This window comes from Plantibacter elymi (nom. nud.), from assembly GCF_900177795.1.
Classification (GTDB): Bacteria; Actinomycetota; Actinomycetes; order Actinomycetales; family Microbacteriaceae; genus Plantibacter; species Plantibacter elymi.
Genome location: NZ_FXWJ01000001.1, coordinates 25,792 through 48,882 on the forward strand (window position 1 = coordinate 25,792; position 23,091 = coordinate 48,882).

Here is a 23,091-nt window from a genome sequence, read left to right on the forward strand (position 1 = left end):
CCTCACTATCGTGGTCGCATGGTTGAGCGCGGACCCGCCGATCGGCTCCCTCAGGACCTGGTCGATCTCGTCGACTCCTGGTCGACCGTCCCCGCGTTCGTCCACGACCGCCACTTCACAGTGCTGCACGCCAACCGCCTCGCTCAGGCGCTGTCGCAGGCCTTCCGGCCAGGAGCCAACCTGCTGCGCTCGACCTTCCTCCGCCCGGAGATCCTCCAGGCGAGTCCCGATCCCGGCCTCGTCACCGAGCATGTGGTGGGCGAGCTCCGGAGGTCGCTCGGCACCCACGAGTGGGACGAAGTCTTCGAGGGCCTCGTGGACGAGCTCTGCTCCGGGAACAGCCGCTTCGCCGAGGCCTGGACCGAGCTGGGACCAGGCCTCCGACCCGATGCGGCCGAGACGTTCACCTTCGACCGCCCGGATCTCGGGCGTCTCGAGCTGCGCTACCTCCAGCTGGAGGTCCCCGAGCACTTCGGCTTGAGTCTCGTGATCTGGCGAGCGTGCGACGAGGCTTCGGCACAGCTGCTCACGGTCCTCGCCGGGCAGTCCCCCGATCGAACCTGACGGGCGGGCCGCCACGATCCGACCGCCGACGGGCACGATCTCGTCATCCGTCGGAAGGGTTGTCACACCGTCCCTGCTGGGCTGGAGGCGATCCAGGCCGCAGCGCGGCGCAGCGAGGAGGAACACCATGGATTCGACGGACGACACCGTCCTGCACCACGAGACCCCGAGTCTGGGCAACCCGGACCTCCCGCCGGAGGGCGAGGTGAACACGCTCCGCCACCCGCAGAGCACGCAGATGACCGGCCCGCAGAACCCGGCGATCGCCAGCCAGTTCCCGAACCAGATCGACGCTCCGGGAACCGACATCAGTACGCAGGCGTTCTTCTGGTCGTCCTTCAACATCTCGCCCCGCCGTGTGCAGGACGGCGGGTGGGCGCGCGAGGTGACGAAGCAGGACTTCGCGATCTCCGACGAGATCGCCGGTGTGAACATGTACCTCGAGTCAGGCGGCATCCGCGAGCTCCACTGGCACCAGACGGCCGAGTGGGCCGTCATGACCCGTGGCAGGTGCCGGGTCACCACCCTCAGCCGATCCGGGATGCCCAGCGTCGAGGACGTGGAGGAAGGCGATCTGTGGTTCTTCCCCGCCGGAACGCCGCACTCCCTGCAGGGGCTGGGTCCCGACGGCGCCGAGTTCGTGCTCGCGTTCGACGACGGCGACCAGTCGGAGTCCAACACCCTGCTGCTCACGGACTGGTTCGCCCACACGCCGCCGGACGTGCTGGCGAAGAACTTCGGGGTGGCCCAGGAGACCTTCGCGGACATTCCGCTCCACAACCTCTGGATCTTCCCCGGCGACGAGCCCGGCCCACTCGCCAAGGACCAGGAGGACGCCGGTGTCGAGTGGGGAGCGTCGGAACCGATCATCTTCCGACTGTCGCGGTCCAAGCCACTCCACCGGAACAGTGGTGGAAGCATCCAGATCGCAGACAGCACCAACTTCCCACTGTCGCAGTCGGTCGCCGCAGCGCTCGTGACGGTGGAACCCGGGTCGATGCGCGAGCTGCACTGGCATCCCAACGCCGACGAGTGGCAGTACTACCTCCGCGGATCCGCCAGGATGACCGTGTTCAACACCGGACCCCACGCGAACACGACCGACTTCCGCCCCGGCGACATCGGCGTCGTGAAGAAGAACCTCGGACACTACGTGGAGAACACCGGCGACGACGTGCTCCAGTTCCTCGAGGTGTTCCGCACGGACCGCTACCAGGAGGTCTCCCTCGCGAACTGGCTGGCGCACGTGCCGCCGTCGCTCGTCGCCGCACACCTGAACATCGACGAGGCGACCCTGGCGACCTTCCCCCGGGAAGCGCAGGGGATCACCCCGCTGCGTCCGTGATCCGGGCAGGGTGGCTCTCGGCGGGCCACGCTCGCCCAGGGCCATCCGTCCTAGCTTGAGCGGGACACCACTCGTTCAACCGCGCGGAGGCACCGATGAACAGCGAACGCAGCACGATCGAACCGGCCGAGGGCTCCTGGTCCATCTCGGACGACCGGGCGTTCGTCCTCATCGACATGCTCAGCGACCACCGCGATCGGCGGCGCCACGCGCTCAGGACCGCGCGCTCGAGGCGCTGGCTCGACTCCTACGGTGAGGTGGTCGTGCGTTCGGTGCTGCTCGGGACCACGAGCACGATGGAGCGGGACGAGTATGCGCGGGCCCTCCGTCACGACGGGCGCGACCACACGCTCGTCCTCGATCACGTCGGCGGCTTCGTCCTCGTGACCTCCGAACGACGCTCCGCCTCGCCCGTCGACGAATGGGTCCGTTCCGTCGCGCCGGCCGGTGTCCGCATCTCCGCGATCGGTTCGGCCGTGCTGCACGCGGACGAGGACGACCTGCTCGGCGTCGTCGACGAAGCCCGCACCGCTGCCGAGATCGTCGGTCAGGTCGGGGACGCGCTCGGGTCGACCCGCGCGGAGGATCTCGGCGGGTGGCGACTCCTGCACGCGATCGGTGGCGGGCCGCAGCTCGTGACCTCGGCGTCGCCGGCGGCCGACGAGCTCTGGCACGCGGATCCCGTGCGTCGGGAGACGGTGGAGACCTACCTCGACGCCGGATGCAACGTCGTCGTCGCGTGTGAGCGGCTCCACATCCACCGCACGACCCTCTATTACCGGCTCGACACCATGCCGGAGGTCGTGCGCGACGCGCTGGCCGACGGCTTGAAGCGGAGCACGCTGCACCTGTCGCTGAAGCTGCTCCGCCTCTGGAACGACGTCCCCACCGCGTCGGAGCGGTCGTCCGCGTCCAGCCGACGCCGACGCGTTCCGGAGACCCGTGCCGTCGCCCCGGTGCGGCAGCTGCACCCGCAGTCCGCGGGCACCGAGTAGGAGGGGACGTGACCAGTTCAGCGCGACGCGTCCCGATCGAGCCTCAGGCCGTGGACGCGCCGCTCAGCGGGACCGCCGTCTTCCTCGTGCTCACCGTGCGCGACGCGGCAGGCGCGTTCGACACCGTCCGCAGCACCCTGGCGGGTGTCGCCGACGTCCTGAAGAACGTCGCCTTCCGCGATCTCGACGCCGCCCTGTCCTGCACCGTCGGGATCGGCGCGCGCGTCTGGGGCGAGCTCACCCGCGGTCCCGCGCCGAAGGAGCTCCATGTCTTCCCCGCGGTCGTCGGCGACCGGCACATCGCACCCTCCACGCCCGGCGACGTCCTGCTCCACATCCGTGCTGCGAGACGCGACCTGTGCTTCGAGTTCGAGCGGCAGCTCCTGGACCTGCTCGGCGATGCCGTCGAGGTCGTGGACGAGACGGTCGGCTTCCGGTACTTCGACGTCCGTGACCTGCTCGGCTTCGTCGACGGCACCGCGAACCCCGTCGGCCAGAACCTTCCCGACGCCACGCTCGTCGGTGACGAGGACCCTGCCTTCGCCGGTGGCAGCTACGTCGTGGTGCAGAAGTACACGCATCCGCTCGACCGCTGGCGCGCGCTCACGACGGAGCAGCAGGAGGCGATCATCGGCCGCACCAAGGCCGACAACATCGAACTCGACGACGCGGAGACCGGCCAGAAGTCGCACAAGACGCTGTCCACGGTCGTCGTCGACGGTGCCGAGCACGACATCCTCCGTGACAACATGCCGTTCGGCAGCCCGGCCGGCGGCGAGTTCGGCACCTACTTCATCGGGTACGCCCGTCGGCTCTGGGTCATCGAGCGGATGCTCCAGCGCATGTTCATCGGCGACCCGCCGGGACTCCACGACCGACTCCTCGACTTCTCGACCGCCCGGACCGGGTCCGTGTTCTTCGCTCCGAGCGCCGCGTTCCTCGAGGCGATGGACGACGATCCGGCCCCGTCCGGCCCCGCTGATCCGGCGAGCGCCGTCGTCCCTGCCTCGCCGCCCGAGCCCGCCGACGGTTCCCTCGGTCTCGGGTCGCTCCAAACCGCTCCCGAAAGGACGTGACCGTGAACAACCATCTCTTCCGACACCTCGCGCCGATCACCGATGAGACCTGGCAGATGCTCGACGACGAGGCCCGCGCGCGCCTCACCCCGGTGCTCGGTGGCCGACGGGTGGTCGACTTCGCCGGACCGCTGGGTTGGGAGCACTCCTCCACCGACATCGGCCGTGTCGGCGCGGTCGTCGACGCCCCGATGGACGGAGTGATCGCCCGACAGCGCGCGGTGCTGCCGCTGACCGAAGTGCGTGCCGACTTCGCGCTGGTGCGCAGCGAGCTGGACAGCGCGGCCCGAGGCGCACTCGACGTGGACCTCTCCCCGCTCGACGACGCGGTCACCCGCTTGTCCACGTTGGAGAACGCGGCGATCCTGTCCGGCTGGTCCGCGGCCGGCTACACGGGTGCGACGGCTGCCTCGCCGCATCCTCCATTGACGAGGGACGACGACCCGACGCGGTTCGCACAGGTGGTCGCCACGGCGGTCGAGACGCTCGCGCGATCCGGGGTCGGCGGCCCTTACGCCTTGGCCGTCGACGCACCGGGCTGGGTGTCGGTCACAGGCGGCAACGACAGCGGTGGCGCGCGGCTGTCCTCGCACATCGAGGCCATCCTCGGCGGGGAGGTCGTCTGGACGCCCGGCATCGAGGGAGCCGTGGTCCTCAGCAGGCGCGGCGGCGACTTCCTGTTCGAATCCGGTCAGGACATCGCCCTCGGCTATGCGGCGCACTCGGCCGAGTCGGTGAGCCTCTATCTGGAGGAGAGTTTCAGCTTCCGCGTCGTGACACCAGAGGCTGCCGTCGCGATCCGTTAGCGCGGTGAGACGGCTCCGTCGATCGGATCAGCCAGGGGCGACCGGGTCTGCAGGGACGCCTCGGCCACGCCGACACCCGTCGTGCGGAACCGTCGCTGGTACTCGGAGGGCGTCGTGTTGTACCGTGCCGCGAACGCGCGGCGGAAGGCGATCGGGCTGGCGTACCCGGCGGCAGCGGCGACCTGCCCCACCGTGTCCCCGGCCTCCAGCATGCCGAGCGCGACGTCGAGTCGGAGCGAGCCGACGTACTGGATGGGCGTCATGCCCAGCTCGTCCCGGATGACCCGGTTGAGATGGCGGACGCCGACGTTCGCGTGTGCGGCGATGTCGGCCAACGATCCCGCACGGGTCGGATCGCCGTGGATGTAGTCCGCGACGGCCTTCGCGATCGAGGTCCGCGCCGGCTTCGCGCGGACGGAGGCGGAGAACTGCGACTGGCCGCCGGACCGGCGCATGTAGACGAGCAGCAACTGCGCGATGGAGCGTGCGACGTCCGCGCCGTGGTCCTCCTCCACGATCGCGAGCGCGAGGTCGATCCCGGCGGCGACCCCGGCCGAGGAGTACGTGTCGCCGTCACGGACGAAGATCGAGTCGGGACGGACGTCGATCGACGGGTAAGCGGTGGCGAGCGCGCCGGTGAACTTCCAGTGGGTCGTCGCCGACTTGCCGTCGAGGAGCCCGGTGACCGCGAGGGCGAACGCGCCGCTGCAGATCGACGCCACCCGCTCGGCTCGGGCCGCGAGGAGCCGGACCGCGGTCTGCACCTCCTCCGGGCGGTACACCTGTGGTGCGGACTCGCTCCCCGGGACGATCACGAGGTCGAGCGGTCCGCTGTCGGCCGCGGCGGCGTCCACGCCGACCCGGAGTCCCATCGAGGTGACGACGTCCTGGCCGTCGTGGGAGAAGAACCGGACGTCGTAGCCGTCGACCCGCTGGTTCGCCTCGGTGAACACCTCGGCCGGGCCGACGAAGTCGAGCGTCTTCACCTGGTCGAACAGGAAGATCCCGACCTGACGCCGTCGTGAGGGCGCGCCGAGCGGATCCGTGGTTCGCGACACCTGTCGGGGCGGGCTCATCCCCTCATCCTGCCGGACGATGCCCGGTCCGACCACTTCCGATTCCGACGTCTGTCGAAGCGCTCGGCGACGGATGTCCGGTGACCGCGATCCGCTCGCGGCATACGCTCGGACCGGCAGGCCCACGACCCGGGGTCTCCGACCACCGTCACGACGCTTGAAGGAGTACGTCCATGCGACTCGAACGCGCGGGATCCATCCCCCTCGACCTCACCCATCGCACCGCGCTGGTGACCGGCTCGACGAGCGGGATCGGTTACGCCATCGCCGCGCGGCTCGTCGAGGCGGGGGCGGACGTCATCGTCAACGGTCGCGACGCCGATCGCCTCGAGGCCGCTGTCCTGTCACTCGACACCGAATCGCTGGAGTCGGTGCGCGGGATCACTGCCGACGCGACCACCCGGGAGGGAGCTGAACGGCTCGTCGCCGAGGCCGGCCAGGTCGACATCCTCGTCAACAACCTCGGTGTCTTCGAGGCCGTACCGCCGCTGGACATCACCGACGAGCAGTGGCGGGCGATGTTCGAGGTCAACGTGCTGTCAGCCGCTCGCCTCACCCGGCTCCTGCTCCCCGGCATGTCCGGACGCGGCTGGGGTCGTGTCGTCGACATCGCCAGCGACTCCGCCGTGGTCATCCCCGAGGAGATGATCCACTACGGCATGTCGAAGACCGCACTCCTCGCGGTGAGCCGCGGCTTCGCGAAGGCTGCCGCCGGGACGGGCGTGACGGTGAACTCGGTGATCGCCGGCCCCACCCACACGCCGGGCGTGGAGACCTTCGTCCGGCAGCTGGTCGGCGACGAGCTCGAGTGGGACGACGCCCAGCGGGAGTTCATGCGGCTGCACCGCCCGCAGTCGCTGATCGGCCGCCTCCTCGAACCCATCGAGATCGCGAACCTCGTGGTGTACCTCGCCTCGCCGCTCGCGTCCGGCACCACCGGCGGCGCGCTCCGGGTCGACGGCGGCTACGTCGACTCGATCCTGCCCTGACGTCGACACCGAGCGAGAGCCGAGCGACCCGATGACGACCTCTCCTGTTTCGACCCGATCCCACGTCTCCCACGGTGCCGGGTTCTGGATCGTCGCCACCACGTTCCTGCTGGTGATGGCCTACTCGACCGTCCCGACGCCGTTGTACGCGCTGTACCAGGCGAGGGACGGGTTCCCCGTCTCGACGATCACCGTCATCTTCGCCGCCTACGCCGTCGGCGTCGTGTTCAGCCTCTTCTTCGTCGGCCACATCAGCGACTGGGTCGGGCGGCGGCGGATGCTGCTCATCGCGATCCTGATCTCGGCGCTGTCGGCAGTGCTGTTCCTCCTCTGGAGCAGCGTCGAGGGGTTGATCGTCGCGCGGGTCGTCAACGGCGTCAGCATCGGCGTGCTCACCGCGACGGCGACCGCGCACCTCGGCGAACTGCGCGCGGTCGCCCGGCCCGACGAGAACTCGATCGTCGCGGCATCGGTCGCCGGGGCCAGCAACCTGGGTGGTCTCGCCCTCGGACCGCTCATCGGTGGACTCTTCGCCGAGTTCCTCCCGAACCCGCTCGTGCTCCCGCACGCGGTGTTCCTCGTCGCGCTCGTCATCGCCGCGATCGTCATGGTCTCCGTGCCCGAGACCGTCGAGCAGAGCGAACCACGGAGGCGCTACCGACCACAGCGCCTCGCGGTCCCGGCGTCGTCCCGAGGGGCGTTCATCGCCGCGGGGTTCGGGGCCTTCGCCGGCTTCGCGCTCCTCGGACTGTTCACCTCGCTCGCGCCCACCATCCTCATCGGCACCTTCGACGCACCCGACCACCTGCTCGCCGGTGTGACGACCTTCTCCGTGTTCGGAGCCGCCGCGCTCGGTCAGGTGCTGCTCGCTCGACTCCCGTTACAGCGCCAGCTCCTGATCGCGACGGTCAGCTGCGGTGTCGGACTCGCCGCGGTCGCCGCGGGGGCGGTCCTGCCGCAGCTGGGGGTCTTCCTCTTCGGCGGTGTCATCGCCGGACTCGGTGTCGGCGTCCTGTTCAAGTCGGCGATCGCGACCGCCGGATCGCTCGCCGACCCCGCCCGCCGGGGCGAGACGCTGTCGCTCGTGTTCCTGATCGCCTACTGCGGCCTCGCACTCCCGGTGCTGGCCATCGGCTTCGCCCTCACCTTCGCACCGGAGATCGACGTGCTGCTGATCTTCGTCTCGCTCGTACTGGTGACGACGGTACTCGCCGGTGTCGCGATGACCCGGCGAGCGGCCGGACGCCACTGACCGGGCCCGGCTGCCACTGAGCGGGCGGTGTCGCTTCGGCCTACCCGAACGTCTCGGCGAGGTAGCGATGGACGAGGGAGACCGCCATCGCGCCCTCACCGACGGCCGACGCGACCCGCTTGATGGAGTTGGCGCGGACGTCACCGGCGGCGAACACGCCGGGCTGGTTCGTCTCGAGGTGCAGGGGCTGACGGCGGAGTGGCCACGCCGACAGGTGCTCCGGCAGCAGGTCACCTCCGGTGAGCAGGAAGCCGCGAGGGTCCAGCGCGACCGCGGAGTCGCGGGCCCAGGCGGTGTTGGGGCTCCCGCCGATGCAGATGAACAGGCGCGACGCCGGCACGTCGGTCGTCGTCCCGGCCGAGTCGACGGTCAGTGACTGCAGGTGGTCGTCGCCGTGGAGTGCGGCGACCGTCGTGTCCACGAGGATCTCGACATTGGGGGCCGCGAGCAGTCGCCGCAGGAGGTAGGTCGACATCGTCGACGAGAGGGAGTGACCGCGGACGAGGACGGTGACCCGCTCGGCGTGCGCGGCGAGGTTCATCGCCGCCTGGCCCGCCGAGTTCGCACCGCCCACGATGTAGACGTGCTCGCCGACGCACGAGGACGCTTCGCTCGTGCCGGCGCCGTAGTAGACGCCGGAGCCCTCCAGCTCGTCCTCCTTCGGCAAGCCGAGGCGACGCCACTGCACGCCCGTCGCGCAGACGACCGCCCGTGCGGAGAGTCGCGAGCCGTCCGCGAGCTCGGCCTGCATGTGATGGTCGCCGAAGCTCCGGCTCAGACTGTGACGCATGACGAGCAGTTCGGCGCCGAACGCGATCGCCTGTCGTCGCGCCTGCTCAGCGAGCGCTGCGCCTGAGATGCCATGCGCGAAGCCGAGGTAGTTCTCGATGAGGCTGCTGGAACCGGCCTGACCGCCGACGGCGTCCCGTTCGACCACGGCGACATCGAGTCCCTCGGACGCCGCATAGACCGCGGCCGAAAGCCCGGCCGGTCCGGCACCGTAGACGAGGACGTCGTACTCGCTGCGTTGCGGTCGCTTGATCCAACCGAAGTGTTCGGCGATCTGCGCTGGCGTCGGATCGGCGAGCCGGGTGCCGTCGGGGAAGGCGACGACGGGAAGCCGGGCCTCTGCCAGACCCGAACCGAGCTGGGCCCGGCAGTCCTCGTCCGTCTCGACCACCACCGTCTGGAACGGGACACCACTGCGGGTGAGGTAGTCGCGGATCGCGAAGGCCTCGCGACCGAAGGACCGCTCGAACACGAGCAGTGGTGCGATCGCCACCTCCCCGACGACGGTCATGAACCGAGGAGTCGTTCCCACTGGGTAGGGACACGATCGTGCGGCCCGGGGACCGTCTGCGAGCGTGGGTGGCTGAGCGGGGGCGCGAGGGTGGGACCGGCGAACGACTCCTCCGTGCCGTAGTCGTAGAACCAGTCCTCGCCCGGCTCGTAGCTGCGGATCACGCGATGACCGGTGGTGGTCGCGTGCTTCGTCGCGTGCTTGTTCAGGGAGTCGTCGCAGCATCCGATGTGCCCGCAGAACGTGCAGCGGCGGAGATGCAGCCACCAGCTGTCGGTCGCCTCGCACTCGACGCAACCGGGGCCGGACGGCGGGACGTCCGGCTTGATGTACTGCTCGACGTCGTCCATGGTGGACCTCATCTCGGCTCGTGCTGCGGTGACGTGGACTCACCGTACGTCTCTCGATGGGCAACCCGCTTCGACCTCAGTCGGAAATCGAGAGCTGGGAGCGGCAGCCCGTCAGCCCCGGGCGTTCTGCACGATCGCGGTCAGGGCGTCGAGATAGGAGTCGAAGGCGACCCTGCCCTCCGCGGTGAGGGCGATACGGCGTCCGCGGCGGTCCGTGTCGCTCTTCCCGACCTCGACCACCCCGGCGTCGGCGAGCGCCGAGAGGTGCTTCGAGAGAGCCGACTTGCTGACGCCGGTGATGCGCAGGAGCGAGGCGAAGTCGGTGTACTCGGCGGGCGCGAGCGCGGATAGCAGGGCGAGGCGGGCAGGCTCGTGGAAGAGCGGGTTCAGCGGCTGGCGGCTGACCGCGGCGTCCTCGGCTCCATCGTCGTCAGGCATCGCGCGACCCCGACCGTCCGCGGAGCGGCGTGGAGCCGTTCGCGAGGCGCACCAGTGCAGGCAGACAGACAGCGAACACGACGACGGCTGCGACGATCGCGGACACCGTGTTCGGTACGGAGACGCCGGCGGAACGGGCGATCCACTGGGTCACGACGTAGACCACGGCGACCGCCACGCCACTCGCGGTGAGCAGCAGCACGCCGGTCCGGTCCGACCAGTCGAGGCGGAGCTTCACCGGGCGCGCGAGGGACAGGGCGACGAACCCGATCGCGACGAGTCCGAGTAGCCAGACCATGTCGAGGTCGACGACGACCCCGAGCGCGATGATGAGGACCGCGGTGAGGATGGCGGTGGTGAGCGCTCCCTGGCGTGCGGAGCGGTGCGAGGCGTCTCGTGCCTGGTTCAAGCGGTCCTGTGCGTCTTCATGATCCATGATCGACCTCCAGTCGTTGCGTCCGAAGAAACTATCACAGTGTTTCCCCAAAGGAAACAATCAACGTCGAGCTCACTGCGCTCGAGGTCGCGGTGGCGCAGGACGAGGGCGGCGGGAGCTCCGCGGCGACCTCATCAGGACGACCCGGCCTCCACCACACCGGCGAGGGCATTGACGATCGGGCACGGCACCGACGGATCGACGCACTGGGCATCGAGCAGATCCGAGATGGCGGAACGCGTCCGTTGCAGGTCGGCGACCTTCTCGTCGATCTCCTGCAGCTTCCGCGCCGCCGCCGCGGCGACGTCACCGGCGGAGGCACCTCCGCTCCGCACCGCTTGGGACAGCCGGTCGAAGTCGTGGAGCTCCGCCAGCGTGAACCCGAGCTCCTGGCCGCGACGGAGGAACCGGAGGCGGACGACATCGGTCTGCCGATAGTCGCGATAACCGCCGGTGGTCCGTTCGGGCTCGGCGAGCACACCGGACCGTTCGTAGAACCGGACGGTGGACACCTTCACCTTGGCCAGCCGGGCCAGCTCAGCGATATGCACAAGCCGACCCTAGGCCAAGGCCGCCCGACGAGCCGACAGCATGACGCCGCCCTGGACGACCGCCCACAGCAGCTCGAACACGAGCATCCCGAGGACCAGCGGTGACGCGCCATGCAGCAACGCGGCCACCATGCCGAGCGAGAAGAGCAACCTCCCGGCCGTGTCGGCCACACCGGCCGCCCACGTCGGACGCACCAGGCGGAAGGCCGACCAGACCACCACGAGCGAACCCATGAGGTTGGCGAACATCACCGCGAACACGTCTCCAGGGTCGGGAACGACCCCGGGAAGTGCCAGTGCGGAGTGGATGACGCCCAATCCGGCGAACAGCGTCGGTGCGGTGAAGGGTAGGGCGAACCCGGCGGTGACGACGAGGTCGTAGAGGGCGGACAGGCGCACGGTGCGTCGAACGATCGAGGAAGTCATGTCCTCACTGTCGACCCTGCACCCCGGTGCAAGGTCAAGGCCTACCCCGCACACTCCCGTGAGAGCTCGGTGATGATCCAGTCGGTGCCGGGGCGCTCCATCACGACCGTGCCGCAGTCACCCGAGGACAGGTAGGTGACGAACAGCATGGCAGCCGTTGCAGTCTCCTCCTGCACGGCGATGTCGACGGCGGGATCCTGGCCGGTCGCCCGGTAGAGCTCGGCGGTGGTGTTGATCATCTCCTCGCAGGTACCGGCCTGCACCGGGCTCTGCGCATTGAGTTCCGCCAGCATGCGGATGACGAGCTCCGGAGACAGCTGGCGGCACGCGGTCTCAGGGTCCGGCTTCCGCGAGGCGTCGAGCCAGGCGAGGAAACCGTCGACCGCTCCCATCGCGGTGGAAGCAGCATCGGGGAGGGGTGAAGCGCTCGCCGCGGGAGCCTCCGACGACGTCGCGGGTGGTGCGCCCTCGGTCGGAGACGTGCTCGCTGGAGCGCAGGCGCTCAGCAACATCGAGGCGGCCAACAGTCCGACCGATAGAAGCACCGGCGTGCGAGACAGGATCACGCGAACATCCTACGGACGCCCACCCCGTCGCGCACGTGCCCCTGCAGCCGCAGGCCGTCCTGACCTCCTGCAGCGATCAGAGGTCGAGGGACAGCCGCCGACCGAGCGCTTCGATCGCGGCCTCGTCGCGCTGATAGTGCGACCACTGGCCGATCCGGGTGCACGTCACGAGGCCGGCACGCTGAAGTGTCGCCATGAACTGCGAGGCGGTCGACTGCGACACCTCGGCCCTCGCCTGGATGTGCTTGAGGCACACCCCGACCTCGGCCGCCGGCTGATCCTGCGGCGGGAACGACTCAGGATCCTTCAACCACCCCAGGATGGCCAGGCGCGTCGGGTGGCCGAGCGCCTTGAAGACCGCCACCAGGTCCAACTCGTCAGCGTTCGTCATGCGTCGACCATATCGCAATATCGCGATTCCACGATGTTGTGCAACACTGTGGATCGGTAAATCGCGATCTAACGATGGAGATGTCATGACACAGCACACCGCACTGGTGGTGGGAGCCCGCGGCGTGATCGGCGGGAACCTGATCACCCACCTCGAGGGGCTCGGCTGGGACGTGATCGGGTTGTCCCGCCGCGGCGGTACCGACCGGGGATCCGTCAGGCACCTCGCGGTGGATCTGCTCGACCGCGACGCGACCATCCGCCAGTTGCGGGGCCTGTCGGAGGTGACGCACCTGTTCTACGCCGCGTACCAGGACCGCCCCAGCTGGGCCGAGCTCGTCGCGCCGAACCTCGCGATGCTCACCAACGTCGTCGACGCCGTCGAACCCGTCGCGCCGGGCCTCGAACACGTCAGCCTGATGCAGGGCTACAAGGTCTACGGCGCACATCTGGGGCCCTTCGCGACACCCGCGAAGGAGTCCGACCCGCCGCACATGCCGCCGGAGTTCAACGTCGACCAGCAGCAGTTCCTCGAGCGCCGCCAGGTCGGGGCGGCCTGGTCATGGTCGGCGTTGCGGCCGTCGGTCGTCGCCGGGATCGGCCTGGGCAACCCGATGAACCTGGCGATGGTCATCGCCGTCTACGCATCCATGAGCAAAGAGCTCGGCATCCCGTTGCGCTTCCCGGGGAAGCCCGGCGCGTACACGAGCCTGATCGAGATGACCGACGCCGACCTCCTCGCGAAAGCCACAGTGTGGGCCGCGACGCACGAGGCCGCCCGCAACGAGGCGTTCAACATCACGAACGGCGACGTGTTCCGGTGGTCGTCGATGTGGCCGAAGATCGCCGCCTTCTTCGACCTCGACGTCGCGCCTCCACTCGAGATGAGCCTCGTCGAGGTGATGGCCGACAAGGAGGCACTGTGGAACGCGATGGTCGAGCGGCACGGCCTCGCGCCCACCAGCTACGCCGAGGTGTCGTCGTGGGCGTTCGGCGACTTCGTCTTCGCGTGGGACTACGACGTCATCGCCGACACCTCGAAGTCCCGCCGAGCCGGGTTCCACGAGTACGTCGACACAGAGGCGATGTTCCTCCGCATCTTCCGGGACCTGCGGGAGCAGCGACTCATCCCGTAAGCGTCGGAGCCCGGCTACTGCTCGAAGGCGGCGAGCGCGACGCTCGCCGCCTCCGCGACCAACGCGTCGTCGTACTCGGCGTCCGGGTCGAGTGTGTTCGTGAGGATGGTCAGGACGATCGGGTCGCCGCCCGGCCGGTCGATGATCGCGATGTCGTTCCGGATCCCACCCGCACCCCCGGACTTGTCCGCCACCTGCCATCCCGCCGGCGCACCGGCCCGGATCAGCGTGTCGCCCGTCGCGTTGCCGCTCATCCAGGCGAGAAGCGTCGCCCGGTCGGCGGGCTCCAGGTAGGAGCCGTCGACGAGGCGGGTCAGGTTGTCGGTGAACGCGGCAGGGGTGGTGGTGTCATCGGTGCTGCCCGGTTCGATCACGTTCAGCAGCGGCTCCGCGTTGACGACCTCGGTCACCTCATCGCCGAGCGCACCCAGCGCTGCATCCAGCGCTGCCGGCCCACCGATCCGGGCGAGGACGAGGTTGAGGGCCGTGTTGTCGCTCCGCCGGACGGCGGCCTCGGCGAGCTGCGACAGAGTCAGGCCGGTCTCGACCTGTTCACTCGTCACCGGCGAATAGCCGGCCGCCTCGACATCCTCAGCCGACCAGTTGACGACTTCGTCACGCGCCGAACCGCGCACCTCGTGGAGGAAGACCGCTGCGGCGAGCGCCTTGATCGTCGAGGCATACCCGAAGCGCTCGTCAGCCCGGTATGACAGGCGCGCACCGGTGCCGGTGTCGACGGCGCTGATGCCGACGCGCGCGCTGAACTCGGCCTCCAAGGCTTGAAACTCGACGGACCGGTCGGGCATCGACGTGGGCGGGGCCGACGTTGGCGCCGAGGTTGGGGAGCTCGGCGACGCCGAAGGGGACGGAGTAGCGGAGGCGCACCCCACGAGCCCGAGCACCAGCCCACCGGCCAGGGCGACGGCGACGCCCCGCTTCATCGACGAACGCCGGCGGTGGCGCCGTGCTCCCGCTCGAACGCCTGCTGCGTCCGACGCGAAGTCGCCACCCGCCGGATGCCGAAGCACGCCCAGACGGTCCAGAACACCGCCATCGCCCAGCTGAGTGGGGAGCCCGCAGCTGCGAACCAGACGGAGCCGGCCACGAAGAGCAGACCGATCGTGATCATCACCCAGCCGACGGTGCGCTCACGTTCGAAGGCGAGCCGTTGCTGCACGAGCGAGTCCATGGGAGGACGCTATCGCGAGATCCGGAACGACGGCGCACGAACCGACGAGACCAGGGCCAGGTCGGGCGTGCGCCGATCATTCCTGCCCGGTGAGCCGACGATCGAGGCGCTCGAGGTCCGCCGCGACCATCGCGACGTCCCGCGCGAACGCGTCGTCGTCCAGCTCGATCTGGCGCACCGTGAACACCACCTCGGCACCCTCCGGATGGGCCAGGACGCGCACCGGGTTGGTCACCACGGTCCCGGACGGCAGGGTCACGTCGTGGTCGAGCACGCCGAAGCGGTTGCGCTCGACGAACCGGACCTCCACCCGACCCATCGGCGACTCGACGAACAGCGAGTCACCTTCGCGCACCACCTCGGCCTGCGCGAGACCGGCCGCCCACCGTGGGAGATTGTCGATGTCGGACGCGTATTCGTAAACGGCTTCCGGCGAAGCGCCGATGACCCGGCTCACATGGTGACTTCTCATGACCGCATCCTGCCACCTCGGTGTGGGATCCATCCGCCACGTCCCGCCTGCGGATGATGCTCCGCGAGCGGGATCGTCCTGCGGGCTGACGATTCGACCATCGACGATTTGTAGCCTGGAGGCATGCCCGGCATCACCCGCAGTCGACCGCCCTTGCCATCACCGGCCCCCATGGAACAGCGACGTCGTCGGCGTCGGCGTGGCCTCATCGCTGCCGTCGTCACGGCATCATTCCTCGCGCTGGTGGTCGGCGGCGCGGTCGTCGCCGCGCCGCTCCTGCGGTCGTACGGGATCTACCTCGTCCCACCATCGCCGCAGACGTATGCGGAGGTCGCGCTGGATGCGATGCAGCGGGGCGTGGACGCGACGCCGGACCGCTACACGCAGGTGCGGGAGCGGGCTCTGGCCTCAGTCGCGGACGCCTCCGACTATGCCGACACCTACGGGCCGCTCACGAAGGCGGCGGCCGAGCTCGGCGGCCCCCACACCACCTTCAACGATCCTGCGACCGCGGCCGAACTGTTCGGGCCGTCGTCGGGATCGAAAGCGGAGAACGAACTGCCCACCGTCACGAGCGCTGACGGCGTGACGACCATCCGCCTCCCGACACTCATCGGTGGCGGCTCCGGAAAGGACTCCTTCGGCCAGCGGTACATCGACACGGCCGTCGATGCGATCACCGCCGCCAGGCCCGACACGTCGGCGTGGGTGGTCGACCTGCGGGACAACCACGGCGGCAACGTGTGGCCCATGCTGGCTGCCGTGGCACCACTGCTCGATGACGGGACCGTCGAGACCTTCGAGTCCGTCGACAGGTCGACGGTCGTCTCGGTGTCGGGCGGCGGCGTCTCGTCCGACGGCAATCGACAGAGCGCGGCGACGAAGCCGCAGCCGAAGGTGGACGGTCCGATCGCCGTGGTCATCGACGGGATGACCGGCAGCTCCGCGGAGGCGGTCGCGATCGCCTTCATCGGGCAGTCGGACGTGCGCGTGTTCGGTCAGCCGAGCTACGGCTTCAGCACGGCGAACCAGCCGGTCCGCCTCTACGACGGCGCGGTCGTCAACCTGACGGTCGCCGTCGACGCCGATCGCACCGGCAAACGCTACGGTGTCCCGATCCAGCCCGACACCGTCGTCGAGGACTTCACGCAGCTCCCCGCGGTGATCGGCGCGTGGGTCGCCGACCGCGGCTGAACGATCCGTCCACCGAGAGTGCCGGTTCTGCTCGTCCGAGCACGCCCAGCGAGCAGAACGAGCACTCTCGGCCGCCCGGAACTGGACGTCTGCGGCAACCGGTTTGGACAGGTGTCGGGACTTTCGACAGACCAGCGAAACGGCCGTCGCGTCGCGTTACCGTGGTCGCGCTCCCACATTCCGTGGAAGTGGAATTCGCGAGAGTCGTTCCGAGCACGGCTTGGCTCGACATGAGCTTGGAGGTCAGTCATGCCATTCGTGACAACGGACGACGGCACGGAAATCTACTACAAGGATCTGGGCGACCCGGCGGCGCAGCCCATCATGTTCCACCACGGTTGGCCGCTCTCGTCGGACGACTGGGACGCGCAGGTGCTCTTCTTCCTGTCGAAGGGGTACCGCGTGGTGGCCAGCGATCGGCGCGGTCACGGGCGGTCCTCGGAGATCGGGTCCGGCCACGACATGGACCACTACGCCAGCGACGTGTCGGCGGTCGTCGAGCACCTCGACCTGCGCAACGTCGTCCACATCGGGCACTCGACGGGTGGTGGCCAGGTCGCGCGGTACGTCGCCAAGTACGGCGAGCCGCAGGGTCGTGTGGCGAAGGCCGTCCTGGTCTCGTCCGTGCCTCCGCTGATGGTGCAGACCGACGCCAACCCCGAAGGGACGCCCATCTCGGTCTTCGACGGCTTCCGGAGCGCGCTCGCTGCGAACCGGGCGGAGTTCTTCCAGGCCGTGGCTTCGGGCCCGTTCTACGGTTTCAACCGTGACGGTGTCACCGTGTCCCAGCCCGTGATCGACAACTGGTGGCGTCAGGGCATGACCGGCAGCGCCGTGGCGCACTACGAGGGCATCAAGGCGTTCTCCGAGACCGACCAGACCGAGGACCTCAAGGCGATCTCCGTGCCGGTCCTCTGCATGCAGGGCGATGACGACCAGGTCGTGCCGTACAAGGACGCGGTCATCAAGCAGGCCGAGCTCCTCAGCAACGCGACCCTCAAGGTCTACGAGGGCTTCCCGCACGGCATGCTGACCACGCACGCCGACATCATCAACCCCGACCTCCTCGCCTTCATCGAGCAGTAAGGGAACCACCGTCGGAGACGTGCGGCGCACCCGGGTGATCTCGGGTGCGCCGTTCGTGCGACCACCGAGTCCGGCCGGGGACGTGTTAGACACGAGGCATGACGCACTTCCCGATGACGCATGACCTCGGCCGGATCGATGTCGTGACGCTCGACGACATCGCCGCACTCAGCCAGGACGTCGCACTCGACATCGAGCAGGTGCAGGCGGCTTGGCCGGCGTTCGAGAACTCGTTCGACTCGCTGCAGGGTCGCAAGATGATGGGCCTGGTCTACGGAGGAAGTGACAGGTACCGCATGGCGTCCGCGCGGCTGGACCGGGATGCCGACAACCCGCTCGGCCTGGACGAGACCGTGATCCCCGGCGGCGACTACCTCAGGCTGCGTCTTCGCGGCGAGGCGCCCGGCGTCTACGCCCGGATCGGCGACGCCTTCGACGTGCTCTTCGACCTCGCCGATCACGACGAAGACCGCCCCCACATCGAGCACTATCGGCGCGACGGCGAGGTCGACTGCCTCGTTCCAGTCAGGTCGCCGCGCTGAGCTGTCGGCTCAGTTCACCAACGGGTACCAGTGCCGGTCGCGCAGCTGATGCTCGTCATCGTCGAGACGCACCCACATGCCGTGAGCCTTCGGAGTCGCGTCCGAGGCCCACACGCCGAAGTGGGCGACAGGGACCGGCCAGTCGTATCCGTCGGCCGGGGCCTCCACGACGTTGCGTACGGCGCCGATGAAGTGCATGCCCGTGTGCTCGCCGGTGATGCGCTGGGCCAGCTCACGGACGGTCACTGTGCCGTCGAGGTCATCGCGTGCAGCCTCGAGCATCGGGAGATCGAGCCGACCTGTCTCCTGCCTCGGCACGCAGAACACCCGGTCGGAGTCGCGGAGGAGCAAGCGTACGACCGCCATCGGTCGGGGTGGCATCGTCCGGCGGATCACCTCGGCCCTGCCTCCAGGAGGCAGCCACGGCGCGTCGTGCGTCACGTGGACGAGCGTCTCGTCTCCGTTCACGCCGCGAGCGTACCCGAATCGAGGGAGCGTCCTCCGACCCCCGCCCCGCATCCTGACCGGCGGCGTTCACGAGCTGTCGGGCGCCGGACGTCAGCGGAAGTCGCCCAGCTGACGCTCGACGGGCACCGTGCCCTCGACGATCACGTCGCCGGTGTGCGCGGTCGTGACGGTCTCGATCAAGACGATCTCGACCTCCTCGTCGGCGATGGGATTGTGCTGCACGCCCCGCGGCACCACGAAGAACCGGCCCGGCGTGAGCACGACCTCCTCGCCGTCGGGGAGCTGGATACGGAGCGTGCCCGACACGACGAGGAACATCTCGTCCTCGTTCGCATGGTCGTGCCAGACCAACTGGCCGAGGAGCTTCGCGACCTTCACGTATTGATCGTTGACCCGTCCGACCACTCGAGGAGTCCAATGGGCCTCGACCTGTCGGAGTTCGGCGGCGATATCGATTCCGCGGAGAGCGTTCATGCGTCCATCCTCTCCCGGCTGACGCGCGGAGTGGCACGGCAGAGCCATTCGGTCTCGGTCCGCGCCGGCTCGGTCAGCCGTCCAGCCGGTCCGTCGTCGACGGCTCCTCCACGCGACGGTTCGCGATCGCACGGACGATCGCCAGGACGTCCTCGACGGCCACCCCGGCCGCGTCGCTCGCCTCGACGAGCGCACGAGCCCGTTCGATGACCGCTTGCGGCGCCCGCGAGGCTCCGGGGGCGACGCGGGTGCCGGCCGCGGTCCGGGTCACGACGAGACCCTCCTGTTCGAGCGCCCGATAGGCCTTCGCCGCCGTGGCTTGGGCGACCGCGAAGTCCCGAGCGGTCTGCCGCACCGTCGGGAGGCGTTCGCCGTCTCCCAGCAGCCCCGACCGGATCGCGCCGCGGAAGAGTTCGGTGATCTCGTCGGCCGACAGGTGGTTCATCGAGCCGACCCGGCGAACTCGACGTCCACGTCGGAGCGCGTTCGTGTGGCGAGCGCAGCTCTGACGGTGTCCACCGCGACTCGGAGCGCCAGAGCGACACCGGCTCCTTGGAGGGCGTAGCCGGCGAGGTTCATCGGCCGGGCGATCGCGCTGTATCCGCCGTCGATGAACAGGCGCGTGTTCGAGACGTTCTCCGACACCCAGTACTCGTCGATCCCGACGAGCGACGTCCCAGCCGACCCCACGTGCATCCAGACGGCGCCGAGTGTGGCGGTGAGGCCGGCGAGCATGAGGAGCGTGAACACCCGGGCGGTCGACTCGCGGTCCGGTCGGACACTCGGCGCGGTGGACCGGGCGAGGATCGGCCGGTTGGCGTCGGTGCGGAGCACGAGGACGAGTGTCAGTGCGGCGAGCACGATGACGATGACCGTGGCGAGGTGGTTCGGCCATCCCGAGCCGGACACGTAACCGAACCCGTTGTTGAAGTTCGTGTAGATCGGCAGGGGCGAATAGTCGGGGACATGTCCGAAGAACTCGCCGTCCTCGGGTGCCGTCGTCGCGCTGGCGATCTGCCAGGTGGTGGTCAGAAGGACGATGGACGCCGCGATACCCGCGATCCACATCGACGCGCGCGGTGCGAAGGTGCTCCATGCCCGCTGCGGCGTGATCGCCCGCTCGCCCGGTGCGGGCACGGGGACACGACGCAAGGCGAGCGCCGCGATCACGATCACGAGGGTCGCCACGACGAGCGGCGCCGGCCGCCGCCACCAACCGTCGTATCCGGACGCGTCGTACACGCCGACGTTCAGAGCACTCGCGAGGGTCGCGGTGGCCACGATCGCGACGGCGCCCGCCGTCGCTGCCCAGCGGAGGACGGTGCGACGGGGGCCTCGATCGGGCAACGAGATGATGCGACGCGGGCGCACCCAGGACAGCGCGAAGATCACCAAGCCGAAGGTCAGTGCGTTCTCGAGGGGCAGGATCTGCTTGACCTCGGACAGCAGCATGAGGAGTGTCGTGAGCATCGGTACCTCTCGGAGCGTCGGACGGAGCGCAGCGCGCCTTGTGCTGACAAGGTAGCACAAACTTGTACTGCGCACGCAGCTCAAAGTTTGCCCACCCCATCATTGCGACAGTGGCATGGCAGCACCACTCAGCCGAGACCCGCTCGTCATTGGGGTGACGGTGGCGACACCCATGACCCGACGGCGCACCTCACCTACGCTGACGTGATGGTCGACGACAACGAGCGCGGATTCCGTCGCGCCCTCATCGAAGCGAGCGCCCACTTCGGTCTCGATCATGAACGCCTCGAGCCGCTCGGCGGGATGACCGGGCGGGTGTTCGGGATCGACGACGCCGTGTTGCGCCTCGGCTCCCCGGAGACGATCGCGCACGAACTCGCCGCTGCGAACGCAGCCTCCGTGGCGGTGCCGGTTCCAGCGACCCTCGGTACCTTCGTCCCAACCGACGGCGTGACATGGGCGGCCGCGCTCATCGAGCGGGTCGACGGCACTGTCGCCGCCGATCTCAACGGCGCGACCGCGGAGCGGGCCTTCACCCGGGGTCTGGCCTGTGGTCGTGCGCAGGCGGCGCTGTGGACGGTCACCGCCCCTCCGGCGTTCGCCTCCATCGACGGCGGGCGCTCGCTCCTGCATCTCGATCTCCACCCGTTGAACATGCTGCTGGGGCCGGACGACCGCGTGACCGCCATCATCGACTGGACCAACGCCGCAGCAGGGTCGCCGGACTACGACCGGGCCAGGACCTCCGCCATCTTCCGACTGGACCCGCACGCGATACCGCTGCTCGACCAACCGGTGTGGCGGGCGTTCCTCGCGGGCTGGACCGACGGAGCGAACCTCGACGAGGCGTCGACGGCCGCGCGCATCTGGGCCTGCCGTTTCATGCTGCACGATCTGCAGCATCGCCACCCCGGGGATGCGCTCGACCACGTGCGTCACGAACTCCAGGTCCTCGAGCAGGTCACCGAGAGTGCACAATCCGTCCCCTGACGCTTCGGGCAGGAGCAGAACGGGCACTCTGGGCGGCGTCTTCAGGCCGGCCGGTACCGCATGGCGACCGCGCCTGAGCGGAACTCGCGGCGGTCCACGAGTTGGAGCTCGATGCGCTCACGCAGCCCGGCGAGCAGGGTCGGCCCGCGTCCAGCGAGCACCGGCTGCACGAGGAACTCGTACTCGTCGATCAGCCCCAGGTCGGCCAGCGCGAGCGGCAGCGTCACCCCGCCCACCCAGAGGCTCTCGCCCGGTTCGTGCTTGAGCCGCCGGACCGCCTGGTCGAGGTCGCCTCTGACCAGCTCCGCGTTCCAGGCAGCATCGCCCAGCGTGCTCGAGACGACGTGCTTCTTCGCCCGGTCGATGGTCTCCGCGAAGGGGATCTGCCACGGCTCGACCCAGTCCGGCCAGGTGCCCGAAGCCGGTCTCCGCCAGGCGGCCTCCATCATCTCGTAGGTCACCCTGCCGAACAGGAGTGCGTCGGCCCGAGCCAGCTGCGCGGTCCAGTACCGCATCGACTCCTCGTCGGGCGGGAGTCCCGCCTCGTGATGACAGCACCCGTCGAGCGTGACGTTGATCGAGTATCGGAGTGGTCTCATCGCACTACGCTCCCTCACGGATCGCCGGCCTCCCGATCCGAAACACGTACACGAACGCGCGGAGTTGATGGAAACCGAAGACGCTTCCCGCTGTCTCTCCGGCCTCTGGGTCACCCGCGGCGGGCCGGCGGTCGGGTATGACTTGCTCGGAGGCTACTGCACCGGGGCGTCGCGTGGTGATCGGAGTTCCGACGCACGCCACAACGCGGTTCCGGCACCATGTGCCCCGAGAGTGCCCATTCTGCTCTCTGACCACTGATCAGCGAGCAGATTGGGCACTCTCGGCGGGGCCGCCGCCGAGGAAACTCGTCGCACTGTCGCCGGTGGTCCTCAAGCTGGTGTTGACGCTCCTCACGTGGCGCGCGGCTCGATCGTCTTCTCTGCACCCTGCCAGACTGGCGTCGATGATCATCCGCACCGAACGAACCACCCTCGAACCGATCTCACCGGCGCTCGCGCGACGCATCGTCGAACGCGACGAGCGCGACGGTGACGACTGGCACCCGGAGTATCCGTTCGCCGATGAGCTCGGCCCGCTCCGTGGCCTCGCGGAATCGACCACTGGCGACCCGATCTTCACGCTGTACCTCATCCGTGACGCCGACGGTTCGGCCGTCGGTGGACTCGGCTTCTTCGGCCCACCCGACAGCGATGGCCGCGTCGAGTTCGGCTACGGTCTCGTCCCTGCTGCCCGTGGGATCGGACTCGCGACGGAAGCGGTCACCGGCGCACTGTCGTTCGTCGCAGCGCATGGCGCAGAACGGGCGGCCGCTGAGACCGACGTCACCAACGTCGCGTCCCAGCGGGTCCTCCTGAAGGCGGGACTCACAGAGACCGGACGCACGGCCACGACGGTGTCGTTCGCGCGCGACGTGAGGAGACCGTCTGGGTTCCGGTGAACGACGTATGGA

The 23,091-nt window shown here is 69.2% G+C and carries 30 protein-coding genes; 13 read left to right on the top strand and 17 right to left on the bottom strand.

Annotated elements, in window-relative coordinates; genetic code table 11:
* The first annotated feature begins 18 nt into the window (after positions 1–18).
* The 5 genes from CCK91_RS00130 (at position 19) to CCK91_RS00150 (ending at position 4,786) form a co-directional block, all read left to right on the top strand.
* Positions 19–564: an MmyB family transcriptional regulator gene (locus tag CCK91_RS00130; protein WP_086472336.1), complete on the top strand. Its 546-nt coding sequence runs from the start codon at positions 19–21 to the stop codon at positions 562–564.
* A gap of 127 nt (positions 565–691) precedes the next feature.
* A complete protein-coding gene (locus CCK91_RS00135) occupies positions 692–1,909 on the top strand; it encodes a cupin domain-containing protein (RefSeq protein ID WP_086472337.1) in 1,218 nt (405 codons plus the stop codon).
* 95 nt (positions 1,910–2,004) lie between these two features.
* A complete protein-coding gene (locus CCK91_RS00140) occupies positions 2,005–2,904 on the top strand; it encodes a helix-turn-helix domain-containing protein (protein ID WP_086472338.1) in 900 nt (299 codons plus the stop codon).
* 8 nt (positions 2,905–2,912) lie between these two features.
* Positions 2,913–3,980, top strand: a complete 1,068-nt coding sequence (locus CCK91_RS00145) for a Dyp-type peroxidase (protein WP_086472339.1) — start codon at positions 2,913–2,915, stop codon at positions 3,978–3,980.
* Between the two features lie 2 nt (positions 3,981–3,982).
* On the top strand, positions 3,983–4,786 hold the full coding sequence (locus tag CCK91_RS00150) for a family 1 encapsulin nanocompartment shell protein (RefSeq protein ID WP_086472340.1): 804 nt from the start codon (positions 3,983–3,985) through the stop codon (positions 4,784–4,786).
* Here the strand turns inward: CCK91_RS00150 and CCK91_RS00155 are convergent.
* Positions 4,783–5,862, bottom strand: a complete 1,080-nt coding sequence (locus CCK91_RS00155; RefSeq protein ID WP_086473095.1) for a GlxA family transcriptional regulator — start codon at positions 5,860–5,862, stop codon at positions 4,783–4,785. The genes CCK91_RS00150 and CCK91_RS00155 overlap by 4 nt on opposite strands.
* A 173-nt stretch (positions 5,863–6,035) precedes the next feature.
* On the opposite strand from CCK91_RS00155, the gene CCK91_RS00160 reads away from it, so the two are divergent.
* Positions 6,036–6,851, top strand: coding sequence for an SDR family NAD(P)-dependent oxidoreductase (locus CCK91_RS00160; RefSeq protein ID WP_369821862.1), 816 nt, complete (start codon positions 6,036–6,038; stop codon positions 6,849–6,851).
* A 31-nt stretch (positions 6,852–6,882) separates the two neighbouring features.
* Positions 6,883–8,103, top strand: coding sequence for an MFS transporter (locus CCK91_RS00165; protein ID WP_086472341.1), 1,221 nt, complete (start codon positions 6,883–6,885; stop codon positions 8,101–8,103).
* A 40-nt stretch (positions 8,104–8,143) separates the two neighbouring features.
* On the opposite strand, the gene CCK91_RS00170 is transcribed toward CCK91_RS00165, so the two are convergent.
* From CCK91_RS00170 to CCK91_RS00205, 8 genes are all read right to left on the bottom strand, one after another.
* Positions 8,144–9,403: an FAD-dependent oxidoreductase gene (locus tag CCK91_RS00170; protein ID WP_086472342.1), complete on the bottom strand. Its 1,260-nt coding sequence runs from the start codon at positions 9,401–9,403 to the stop codon at positions 8,144–8,146.
* Positions 9,400–9,765, bottom strand: a complete 366-nt coding sequence (locus tag CCK91_RS00175; RefSeq protein WP_242664188.1) for a UBP-type zinc finger domain-containing protein — start codon at positions 9,763–9,765, stop codon at positions 9,400–9,402. The genes CCK91_RS00170 and CCK91_RS00175 overlap by 4 nt, the downstream gene beginning before the upstream one ends.
* 99 nt (positions 9,766–9,864) lie before the next feature.
* Positions 9,865–10,191, bottom strand: coding sequence for a transcriptional regulator (locus tag CCK91_RS00180; RefSeq protein WP_086472344.1), 327 nt, complete (start codon positions 10,189–10,191; stop codon positions 9,865–9,867).
* Positions 10,184–10,627: a hypothetical protein gene (locus CCK91_RS00185; protein ID WP_086472345.1), complete on the bottom strand. Its 444-nt coding sequence runs from the start codon at positions 10,625–10,627 to the stop codon at positions 10,184–10,186. Before CCK91_RS00185 ends, CCK91_RS00180 begins: the two co-directional genes overlap by 8 nt.
* Before the next feature lie 134 nt (positions 10,628–10,761).
* A complete protein-coding gene (locus CCK91_RS00190; RefSeq protein ID WP_086472346.1) occupies positions 10,762–11,178 on the bottom strand; it encodes a MerR family transcriptional regulator in 417 nt (138 codons plus the stop codon).
* 9 nt (positions 11,179–11,187) lie between these two features.
* Positions 11,188–11,604, bottom strand: a complete 417-nt coding sequence (locus tag CCK91_RS00195; protein ID WP_086472347.1) for a hypothetical protein — start codon at positions 11,602–11,604, stop codon at positions 11,188–11,190.
* Positions 11,605–11,645: 41 nt separating this feature from the next.
* Complete coding sequence (locus tag CCK91_RS00200; RefSeq protein ID WP_242664189.1) at positions 11,646–12,170, bottom strand: hypothetical protein; 525 nt, start codon at positions 12,168–12,170, stop codon at positions 11,646–11,648.
* A 76-nt stretch (positions 12,171–12,246) separates the two neighbouring features.
* Complete coding sequence (locus CCK91_RS00205; RefSeq protein ID WP_079704198.1) at positions 12,247–12,561, bottom strand: ArsR/SmtB family transcription factor; 315 nt, start codon at positions 12,559–12,561, stop codon at positions 12,247–12,249.
* Positions 12,562–12,646: 85 nt separating this feature from the next.
* Between CCK91_RS00205 and CCK91_RS00210 the strand changes: the two genes are divergently transcribed.
* Complete coding sequence (locus CCK91_RS00210; RefSeq protein ID WP_086472348.1) at positions 12,647–13,696, top strand: SDR family oxidoreductase; 1,050 nt, start codon at positions 12,647–12,649, stop codon at positions 13,694–13,696.
* A 14-nt stretch (positions 13,697–13,710) separates the two neighbouring features.
* Here CCK91_RS00210 and bla read toward each other — a convergent pair whose 3' ends face one another.
* The 3 genes from bla to CCK91_RS00225 form a co-directional block, all read right to left on the bottom strand.
* The gene (bla, locus tag CCK91_RS00215) at positions 13,711–14,502 is read right to left on the bottom strand and encodes a class A beta-lactamase (protein ID WP_165766941.1); all 792 of its coding nucleotides are present in this window, start codon (positions 14,500–14,502) and stop codon (positions 13,711–13,713) included.
* Between the two features lie 131 nt (positions 14,503–14,633).
* A complete protein-coding gene (locus tag CCK91_RS00220; protein ID WP_086472350.1) occupies positions 14,634–14,885 on the bottom strand; it encodes a hypothetical protein in 252 nt (83 codons plus the stop codon).
* A gap of 76 nt (positions 14,886–14,961) precedes the next feature.
* Positions 14,962–15,357, bottom strand: coding sequence for an SRPBCC family protein (locus CCK91_RS00225; protein ID WP_207568153.1), 396 nt, complete (start codon positions 15,355–15,357; stop codon positions 14,962–14,964).
* A gap of 123 nt (positions 15,358–15,480) precedes the next feature.
* Between CCK91_RS00225 and CCK91_RS00230 the strand changes: the two genes are divergently transcribed.
* The 3 genes from CCK91_RS00230 to CCK91_RS00240 all read left to right on the top strand — a co-directional run bounded on the left by CCK91_RS00230 (position 15,481) and on the right by CCK91_RS00240 (position 18,179).
* Entirely contained in the window at positions 15,481–16,551 is a 1,071-nt protein-coding gene (locus CCK91_RS00230) for a S41 family peptidase (protein ID WP_086472352.1), read from the top strand.
* Between the two features lie 249 nt (positions 16,552–16,800).
* The gene (locus CCK91_RS00235; protein WP_086472353.1) at positions 16,801–17,637 is read left to right on the top strand and encodes an alpha/beta fold hydrolase; all 837 of its coding nucleotides are present in this window, start codon (positions 16,801–16,803) and stop codon (positions 17,635–17,637) included.
* A 98-nt stretch (positions 17,638–17,735) separates the two neighbouring features.
* Positions 17,736–18,179: a GyrI-like domain-containing protein gene (locus CCK91_RS00240; RefSeq protein WP_086472354.1), complete on the top strand. Its 444-nt coding sequence runs from the start codon at positions 17,736–17,738 to the stop codon at positions 18,177–18,179.
* A gap of 9 nt (positions 18,180–18,188) precedes the next feature.
* Here CCK91_RS00240 and CCK91_RS00245 read toward each other — a convergent pair whose 3' ends face one another.
* The 4 genes from CCK91_RS00245 to CCK91_RS00260 all read right to left on the bottom strand — a co-directional run bounded on the left by CCK91_RS00245 (position 18,189) and on the right by CCK91_RS00260 (position 20,591).
* The gene (locus tag CCK91_RS00245; protein WP_086472355.1) at positions 18,189–18,647 is read right to left on the bottom strand and encodes a hypothetical protein; all 459 of its coding nucleotides are present in this window, start codon (positions 18,645–18,647) and stop codon (positions 18,189–18,191) included.
* A gap of 90 nt (positions 18,648–18,737) precedes the next feature.
* Positions 18,738–19,121, bottom strand: coding sequence for a cupin domain-containing protein (locus CCK91_RS00250; protein ID WP_086472356.1), 384 nt, complete (start codon positions 19,119–19,121; stop codon positions 18,738–18,740).
* Between the two features lie 73 nt (positions 19,122–19,194).
* Positions 19,195–19,566: a GntR family transcriptional regulator gene (locus CCK91_RS00255; protein WP_086472357.1), complete on the bottom strand. Its 372-nt coding sequence runs from the start codon at positions 19,564–19,566 to the stop codon at positions 19,195–19,197.
* A complete protein-coding gene (locus tag CCK91_RS00260) occupies positions 19,563–20,591 on the bottom strand; it encodes a hypothetical protein (protein WP_086472358.1) in 1,029 nt (342 codons plus the stop codon). The genes CCK91_RS00255 and CCK91_RS00260 overlap by 4 nt, the downstream gene beginning before the upstream one ends.
* A 207-nt stretch (positions 20,592–20,798) precedes the next feature.
* Between CCK91_RS00260 and CCK91_RS00265 the strand changes: the two genes are divergently transcribed.
* Positions 20,799–21,581, top strand: a complete 783-nt coding sequence (locus tag CCK91_RS00265; protein ID WP_086472359.1) for a phosphotransferase — start codon at positions 20,799–20,801, stop codon at positions 21,579–21,581.
* Positions 21,582–21,622: 41 nt separating this feature from the next.
* Here the strand turns inward: CCK91_RS00265 and CCK91_RS00270 are convergent, their stop codons facing one another.
* Positions 21,623–22,180, bottom strand: coding sequence for a dihydrofolate reductase family protein (locus CCK91_RS00270; RefSeq protein ID WP_086472360.1), 558 nt, complete (start codon positions 22,178–22,180; stop codon positions 21,623–21,625).
* 404 nt (positions 22,181–22,584) lie between these two features.
* On the opposite strand from CCK91_RS00270, the gene CCK91_RS00275 reads away from it, so the two are divergent.
* Complete coding sequence (locus tag CCK91_RS00275; protein WP_086472361.1) at positions 22,585–23,079, top strand: GNAT family N-acetyltransferase; 495 nt, start codon at positions 22,585–22,587, stop codon at positions 23,077–23,079.
* The last annotated feature ends 12 nt before the right edge of the window (positions 23,080–23,091 follow it).

Bases quoted from the DNA above. Each gene is read 5' to 3' on its own strand.
- CCK91_RS00130 (WP_086472336.1), top strand. From the start codon at position 19: ATGGTTGAGCGCGGACCCGCCGATCGGCTCCCTCAGGACCTGGTCGAT.
- CCK91_RS00135 (WP_086472337.1), top strand. From the start codon at position 692: ATGGATTCGACGGACGACACCGTCCTGCACCACGAGACCCCGAGTCTG.
- CCK91_RS00140 (WP_086472338.1), top strand. From the start codon at position 2,005: ATGAACAGCGAACGCAGCACGATCGAACCGGCCGAGGGCTCCTGGTCC.
- CCK91_RS00155 (WP_086473095.1), bottom strand. From the start codon at position 5,862: ATGAGCCCGCCCCGACAGGTGTCGCGAACCACGGATCCGCTCGGCGCG.
- CCK91_RS00160 (WP_369821862.1), top strand. From the start codon at position 6,036: ATGCGACTCGAACGCGCGGGATCCATCCCCCTCGACCTCACCCATCGC.
- CCK91_RS00165 (WP_086472341.1), top strand. From the start codon at position 6,883: ATGACGACCTCTCCTGTTTCGACCCGATCCCACGTCTCCCACGGTGCC.
- CCK91_RS00170 (WP_086472342.1), bottom strand. From the start codon at position 9,403: ATGACCGTCGTCGGGGAGGTGGCGATCGCACCACTGCTCGTGTTCGAG.
- CCK91_RS00175 (WP_242664188.1), bottom strand. From the start codon at position 9,765: ATGAGGTCCACCATGGACGACGTCGAGCAGTACATCAAGCCGGACGTC.
- CCK91_RS00180 (WP_086472344.1), bottom strand. From the start codon at position 10,191: ATGCCTGACGACGATGGAGCCGAGGACGCCGCGGTCAGCCGCCAGCCG.
- CCK91_RS00185 (WP_086472345.1), bottom strand. From the start codon at position 10,627: ATGGATCATGAAGACGCACAGGACCGCTTGAACCAGGCACGAGACGCC.
- CCK91_RS00195 (WP_086472347.1), bottom strand. From the start codon at position 11,604: ATGACTTCCTCGATCGTTCGACGCACCGTGCGCCTGTCCGCCCTCTAC.
- CCK91_RS00205 (WP_079704198.1), bottom strand. From the start codon at position 12,561: ATGACGAACGCTGACGAGTTGGACCTGGTGGCGGTCTTCAAGGCGCTC.
- CCK91_RS00210 (WP_086472348.1), top strand. From the start codon at position 12,647: ATGACACAGCACACCGCACTGGTGGTGGGAGCCCGCGGCGTGATCGGC.
- bla (WP_165766941.1), bottom strand. From the start codon at position 14,502: ATGCCCGACCGGTCCGTCGAGTTTCAAGCCTTGGAGGCCGAGTTCAGC.
- CCK91_RS00220 (WP_086472350.1), bottom strand. From the start codon at position 14,885: ATGGACTCGCTCGTGCAGCAACGGCTCGCCTTCGAACGTGAGCGCACC.
- CCK91_RS00225 (WP_207568153.1), bottom strand. From the start codon at position 15,357: ATGAGAAGTCACCATGTGAGCCGGGTCATCGGCGCTTCGCCGGAAGCC.
- CCK91_RS00230 (WP_086472352.1), top strand. From the start codon at position 15,481: ATGCCCGGCATCACCCGCAGTCGACCGCCCTTGCCATCACCGGCCCCC.
- CCK91_RS00235 (WP_086472353.1), top strand. From the start codon at position 16,801: ATGCCATTCGTGACAACGGACGACGGCACGGAAATCTACTACAAGGAT.
- CCK91_RS00240 (WP_086472354.1), top strand. From the start codon at position 17,736: ATGACGCACTTCCCGATGACGCATGACCTCGGCCGGATCGATGTCGTG.
- CCK91_RS00250 (WP_086472356.1), bottom strand. From the start codon at position 19,121: ATGAACGCTCTCCGCGGAATCGATATCGCCGCCGAACTCCGACAGGTC.
- CCK91_RS00255 (WP_086472357.1), bottom strand. From the start codon at position 19,566: ATGAACCACCTGTCGGCCGACGAGATCACCGAACTCTTCCGCGGCGCG.
- CCK91_RS00260 (WP_086472358.1), bottom strand. From the start codon at position 20,591: ATGCTCACGACACTCCTCATGCTGCTGTCCGAGGTCAAGCAGATCCTG.
- CCK91_RS00265 (WP_086472359.1), top strand. From the start codon at position 20,799: ATGGTCGACGACAACGAGCGCGGATTCCGTCGCGCCCTCATCGAAGCG.
- CCK91_RS00270 (WP_086472360.1), bottom strand. From the start codon at position 22,180: ATGAGACCACTCCGATACTCGATCAACGTCACGCTCGACGGGTGCTGT.
- CCK91_RS00275 (WP_086472361.1), top strand. From the start codon at position 22,585: ATGATCATCCGCACCGAACGAACCACCCTCGAACCGATCTCACCGGCG.